This window comes from Nostoc sp. (assembly GCF_041747015.1).
Taxonomy (GTDB): Bacteria; Cyanobacteriota; Cyanobacteriia; order Cyanobacteriales; family Nostocaceae; genus Nostoc.
Genome location: NZ_JBGTFY010000364.1, coordinates 1 through 5525, shown reverse-complemented (window position 1 = coordinate 5525; position 5525 = coordinate 1). Strand labels below are relative to the sequence as shown.

The following is a 5525-nucleotide window of genomic DNA, read 5'->3' as shown; positions in this document are numbered from 1 at the left end:
TTTTAACGATTCTACTTAACTCAGCCTTTAAAAGAAGTTGGGTAACTTTTTCTTGCTTTCTATACGTTGCTGCTAAATGCCAATTAGTCCAAACTCAAGAATCTAAAGATGAATGGATTAATCGTTTTGGTTTTGAAGTTTATCGACATAATTTAAATATTTTTTTTGCAGAGCATCAAGTTGGTTGGCATCTTAATGAGGATAGCAAGTTAAGACGTTTTGTACCTCAAGCTCTTACAAAAAGTATTGAGAAAGTTGAATTAGATTTAAAGAATACTTTTGAACCAGCAATAACACATTATAAGAAAGCATATTTCTTTCTTACTCAGTATCCTTTTGATTCAGAAAACTCAATCAAGGAAATTGTCTCAGCAATTGAAAGTATAGTTAGAACAATTCACCCGACAGAAAACACTTTAGGAAAGGGAATAAGCAAAATGAAAAGAGACGAAAGGTGGTCTAAACAATTTCTCGACATAATGGAAACAGTTTACGCCTACGCAAATAGTGAACCTGGTGTAAGACATGGTGGAACTATTAGCCCTAATGTACAGAGAATCGACGCTGATTTTTGTTTCCACACAGGAACTTCTATTATAAAATACTTAAGTGAATACTATTCATGTGAGATAAATATTGATATCGTTCTTAATAATTTAACAGAAGAATTGCCTCCAATCGAGTAATAAGGTTGCGTGTCCGCCACTGCTCTAAGGGATTCCAAAAAATTAATTACCTAACTGTCCGTCTGTTTGATTTGGAGCAATTTCGATGGTATCAGCATTGTTTTGATAATCTTGTAATAAACTTAGGCTAATTGGAAAGCTGATTTGTTATTGGTGTCTCTGCCGTGGTTATCCGAGATGCCGTAACTATGCCGTAGGCTACGACCTATACAGGGTATGGATTGCCGTGATTGCTGCCGGATGCCGTAGACACCCATTAAAGCCCGTAAAACATACCTTCTGATCACCACGGCATTACGGCAATACCTTCACCAATCAGGCAGGGAGTAGCTATCAGGAGCATCAGAATTTATCTTCTCAGTCTTAACTAATTCAGCTAACCCATCAATTAATTCTTGCTCCTCATAACCAGATAACCTGTCTGCCTTCTTCAAATCGCGTAATGTTTTTGGCGTTTTATTCTTGACATTCTGGAAGTATTCATAAATCTTTTTAGCCACTTCAGATAATGGCTTCGGGTGGTTTTGATGAGTCTGACTTAAATTAAATTCCAGGTTAAATACTCTATCTAGATATTCCTGCTCATCGACAATCGGCTTGGCTTGATTAGATAAAAGAGGCATTAATGCTACAACAAAACCACCAACGGAAGCAATCATAACTGGGCGCAAGTTTTTATAAGAGACTGCTTTAATATCCAAATATTTAGATTTAATTTGCTCCCGCTCTTGCTTACCTGGAATAATGTCACCTCTATTTAAAATCAACTCCAGTACACCATAAGATTCTTGTTCCCTTCCATTCTTGATATACCTGTTACCTAAGAGCAGTAAATTGAGACAGAGACGAGTTTGAGCATCCATCTTTTCAATACCCAATGCTGCCAGATTAAAAGACTGTAGGGAGGCAATAAACTTAGTATTAAACTCTCGACCAATCAGTAAAACGTCAAGTAATTTACCCCCATAATTCCAGTCAGAGTAATGCTTGCTCAATTGGTCAGCAATCACTAACCAGTCATCCAGAATTAGAATCAATGGCGGTAAGGATTCGCGCTGTGATTCTGGTAGCTGTTTACGCTTTTTGTAGTCCGTGTAAAAGTTGTCAATTACAACTTTTGCTAGGTCTGGGTTTTCCTGATCAAAGACAATTACCCGCCCCTTCTCGCGTAAACCGCAGAAACTATCATTCTTAGCACTAATTACCCAGATATCAGCATTAGGTGAATCTGCCAAAATCTTCTGAATTAAGTAATTGAGCGTTACCGATTTACCACTTCCTGGTGCAGCGACTAAAGCAGTGGAACTATCGGCTCTGGCTAGGGCTTGCAAAGTATTCAGGGCAAGAGATTCTGATGGATGAAGGCTACTAGCAGTATTCTGTTGTAACGCCTGCTGTTGTTCCCCAGTTACTTTATCGTCACCCCTGGCGATATCCTGCATTGATTGCCCTGGTAATGCTGCGGCTGGCTGCCCCGTTGCCTGTTGCAGTTGCACCCGTGCTTCTGCCTCTGCCCTTAATCTCACTTGTTCCTGAAAGATGGCTAACTCTTGCGGTGTCATTTGTGACAACTGCGCGGTTCTTACCCGTCTATTCTCTGTCCATTGGTGAAATTCGTAATCTAGTTGTGCGCTATATGCTTCCTTATGGAGCCTTAACCCGTACCAAAGTTTAGAAATTAACCAATTGCTACGAATTTCTTCCCTAACTGAAGGCATTAGTTGGACTAATCGCCATTCCCTAGCTTTGGATAACCCATAAGCTCCACCAACGAATAGCACTGAAGCTAATCCCCACCAAGGTTTTTCAGCATTACTTGGGGGGATTATTCTTAGGCGGGTTGCTTTGGTAGGCAGGAAGTTATCACGCTGAAACTCTGGGTTAGCTGGGGCATAAGCTTCAGCATAAAATTCCGACTCTGGCATTATGTAACGCTTGTTGGGAGTGCAGTACCTTTGACGGTTAACCGGCTTGGTGAGCGTTGAGGGGATGAAGCAATATTCAACCAAACTAATCTGAGTGCCTGTGAATGACTTTGCCCCACAAATTAAGCCAATGGTTGCCAGCAGCCCCACAGTAATATTGTTGGCTGTTCCTGAACGCAAGTATTCTTCAAATTGTTTGCGTTTCATTGGTTTGTTCCCCTGACGATTGCTGCAATCACCAACAACACAAAAGCACCTACCCCAATCAAGCCCCAAGGTATTTCACTCTTGGGAGTTGGCTTAACTTCGTAGGTTTTAACCTCCTGATAGAACCGTGTCTTACCTGTATTAGTTGCTTCTGACACTGCCCTATATTCATCAAAGGCAATCCACAGCGAAGCTCCTACACTTGCGGTTTGGGCGGTCGCTACCAAAAAATCTTTGTCAATGTGGATTTGTCCGTCGTAGTGAAGCTTGGTCAGGGTATTGGCGAAGAATAGCCCCAGTACAATGCTGCCCAATGTGCCAGAAGCAATGGCACCTATTCCCAAACTTGTTAGTAGGCTGACTCCAGCATTAGCAGTAAACACACCCAGAAATGTGGCTAGGGCTTTGTTTAGCAGTTGCTTGTTACTGAAGACATCACGAATGGACTGTTCTAGCCGTTCGCCATCTTCGCTCTCTGGGGTCGGTTTTTCTGAAGTAGTTTCACCCCACATTAACGGTGTGGACTGTTCACTGGTGTTTTGGAACTGCGATAATAGGGAATCAATTTCATTCATGTTTACCGAACCTGGGTGAAACAGAAAAAGCCAGTGTTTTCCGTCACTACTGGCTTTCGACTTACCTATGGCTTAAATGCCCATGAAGTTGCGGAACCACTGCCCTACTCGGCTAATGCCAGCAGTGCGCGAGTAATTAGGCTTTGGTATGCGGTCGGTTTTCGCTTCACTGCCATTAGTCCACAGTGCGCTAGTAACCGCAGTTTCATAAGCGCGATCCGCCGCGTCTTGTGTCTCAGGCAGCTTGTTAGAAGCTTTGATTAAATCAGCCTCATATTTTGCGATCGCCATAAGGTCTGCTGTGGCCCCAGATATCTGAATCAAGGATGAGCGCTGCGCGTGACGGGTGGCCTCCGCAGTGGTAGCGTTGACGTGTTCCGCCTGCATCTCGGACATCTCATTTTTGAAACGCTGCTCTCCTGTCTTACTAGTGTTGATAGCTTTCAGGGTTTGCGTTCCGTGCTTCTGGGTCAATTGCACCAGTTCGGCATAGGCAAGGTTAACATCCCCAGTTGTTTCAATAATCTTCCGATATGCTTCCAAAGCTTTAGGCAGATTAGCCTTAGCGGTGTCAGACAGTCGCGCCATGTCTGCAATTTTGGTGATTACCGTTTGGTCGCCAAGGAGGGCTTTGTTGAACTCTTCAGCCGACACATCAAACAGTCTCCCCATTGCTCCTAAAGTACCGGGGGCACTGTTGGGAATATGGTTTTTGAGTTTTGCTGCTCCAAAATTACGTGCCATTTATTCTCCTAATAAGGTATGTTGTCGTAGTCGATATTTATCGGCTCTTGGGGCACTTCATCCCAGTACCCCATCTCTTCAAATCGGTTATAAATTCTCGCTGCTAATTGCCTTATGGGGTCGTCAAAATCATCAGAAATTAAATCAAATCGGTTAGAGCCAAACGCCAAAGTATTTGCAATGTCAGCGTCAATCCCATTACCCAAGAATTGACCAAATGCAGCAGAGTATGGATGATCATCGATGGTTTCATGAGTCGCTAGAAATTCCGTCCCGGTAAAGGGTGGATAATTTTCACTTTCATCTAGCGGCGTGTCAAGTGCCTCAATATCAGCCTCAATCATTGATGCCCACTGTTCAGGATTTTCTACTTTGAATTGCTGCTTTCTTAGGGCGGAGTCAGTCAGAGGTGATTTGCCCCAATCGTTGGGATTTTTGTAATCGAGTGCCATGCTGTTAAGATCCTTATGTACTTTCGTTTTTGCGGCGAGAGATACGTCCCCTAGTGAGGCGATTGCAATGATTGGTCGTCGGTGCAATCGCTTCATCATCAGTTCTCACAAAACTCATTTAATTCAAAAACCTCCCTCTGCACTTGGTTTTGACTTAATTCTTTTCTTCTGCCTTTCGAGTCATTGAAAATAAAAGGGGCATTGACTCCACAATTAGAGCGATGGCTGTAGCGCAGTTGTTGACCACGGAATTGATACAAATGATTACGCTGTAAGGCTGTCATTGAAAGCATTTGTTTGTCCCTCAAACTTGCGAATAAAACTCGATATTTAGGATTGCTTCGTGAATCTCCATCAAGGCTTGCACTGCATCACCTATTTTTAGGTCATTCGATGTGCTGAACCTTTCGGAGGCTTCGATTTGTTTGTAATTTGGGGATACTTGCACAAACCTTAGAATCTGTTCGCAACCCAGGATGATGGTCATGATTTCGGTTGTTGTTAGGCTTGGCTGTGTCTGCACGGTGTCTTGGTCGCTCATGACTTGTTTCTTCTCCTTTGGGTTTTGATTGGTGCGGTTGGGGCTTCTGGCTGGTTCGGTTTTTGAAGTACATAGCTGATTGCACCTCCACCCCCGACAGCTGCGGCAATGGTGAACATATTGTTTTTACCGAAGTATTGGACTCCGAAATAGCCAAGGGCTAGAAAGCCAAGGGCAGCAACAGAGAATCCAAGTGTTTTGTTGATTTTCATGGTTAGAACATTGCAGCGAGATTGTTAACTAAATCTTTTTCATCTTGTTGTTGGAGCTTAGAATCAGTCGGTTGTTCAGTTTGGAAGTTGTACCCATTTCGCTGGAATTCTAAAAGTAGGAAGTTAATCACCTCCCCGTAATCGTCTAAGTTCATTTGTTGTGCAAGCTTTTTTAGTAATGGG

At 42.9% G+C, this 5525-nt stretch carries 9 protein-coding genes; 1 reads left to right on the top strand and 8 read right to left on the bottom strand.

Annotated elements, in window-relative coordinates; genetic code table 11:
* On the top strand, positions 1-686 hold a 686-nt coding region (locus ACEW80_RS29070; RefSeq protein WP_373529934.1), incomplete at its 5' end, for a hypothetical protein.
* Between the two features lie 122 nt (positions 687-808).
* Here ACEW80_RS29070 and ACEW80_RS29065 read toward each other — a convergent pair.
* The 8 genes from ACEW80_RS29065 to ACEW80_RS29030 all read right to left on the bottom strand — a co-directional run.
* A complete protein-coding gene (locus ACEW80_RS29065; protein ID WP_373529933.1) occupies positions 809-976 on the bottom strand; it encodes a hypothetical protein in 168 nt (55 codons plus the stop codon).
* 18 nt (positions 977-994) lie between these two features.
* Positions 995-2818, bottom strand: a complete 1824-nt coding sequence (locus ACEW80_RS29060) for a hypothetical protein (RefSeq protein WP_373529932.1) — start codon at positions 2816-2818, stop codon at positions 995-997.
* Complete coding sequence (locus tag ACEW80_RS29055) at positions 2815-3393, bottom strand: hypothetical protein (protein ID WP_373529931.1); 579 nt, start codon at positions 3391-3393, stop codon at positions 2815-2817. Before ACEW80_RS29055 ends, ACEW80_RS29060 begins: the two co-directional genes overlap by 4 nt.
* A 72-nt stretch (positions 3394-3465) precedes the next feature.
* Positions 3466-4137: a hypothetical protein gene (locus ACEW80_RS29050; protein ID WP_373529930.1), complete on the bottom strand. Its 672-nt coding sequence runs from the start codon at positions 4135-4137 to the stop codon at positions 3466-3468.
* 8 nt (positions 4138-4145) lie between these two features.
* Positions 4146-4589 (bottom strand): hypothetical protein, encoded by a 444-nt coding sequence (locus ACEW80_RS29045; protein ID WP_373529929.1) that lies wholly within the window; start codon positions 4587-4589, stop codon positions 4146-4148.
* A 304-nt stretch (positions 4590-4893) separates the two neighbouring features.
* Positions 4894-5130: a hypothetical protein gene (locus tag ACEW80_RS29040; protein ID WP_373529928.1), complete on the bottom strand. Its 237-nt coding sequence runs from the start codon at positions 5128-5130 to the stop codon at positions 4894-4896.
* Entirely contained in the window at positions 5127-5342 is a 216-nt protein-coding gene (locus ACEW80_RS29035) for a hypothetical protein (protein ID WP_373529927.1), read from the bottom strand. Before ACEW80_RS29035 ends, ACEW80_RS29040 begins: the two co-directional genes overlap by 4 nt.
* A 2-nt stretch (positions 5343-5344) precedes the next feature.
* The coding region (locus ACEW80_RS29030; RefSeq protein WP_373529926.1) for a hypothetical protein at positions 5345-5525 on the bottom strand (181 nt) is incomplete at its 5' end.

Excerpts from the sequence above, each read along its gene's own strand:
- ACEW80_RS29055 (WP_373529931.1), bottom strand. The coding sequence starts at position 3,393 with ATGAATGAAATTGATTCCCTATTATCGCAGTTCCAAAACACCAGTGAA.
- ACEW80_RS29060 (WP_373529932.1), bottom strand. The coding sequence starts at position 2,818 with ATGAAACGCAAACAATTTGAAGAATACTTGCGTTCAGGAACAGCCAAC.
- ACEW80_RS29035 (WP_373529927.1), bottom strand. The coding sequence starts at position 5,342 with ATGAAAATCAACAAAACACTTGGATTCTCTGTTGCTGCCCTTGGCTTT.
- ACEW80_RS29045 (WP_373529929.1), bottom strand. The coding sequence starts at position 4,589 with ATGGCACTCGATTACAAAAATCCCAACGATTGGGGCAAATCACCTCTG.
- ACEW80_RS29040 (WP_373529928.1), bottom strand. The coding sequence starts at position 5,130 with ATGAGCGACCAAGACACCGTGCAGACACAGCCAAGCCTAACAACAACC.
- ACEW80_RS29050 (WP_373529930.1), bottom strand. The coding sequence starts at position 4,137 with ATGGCACGTAATTTTGGAGCAGCAAAACTCAAAAACCATATTCCCAAC.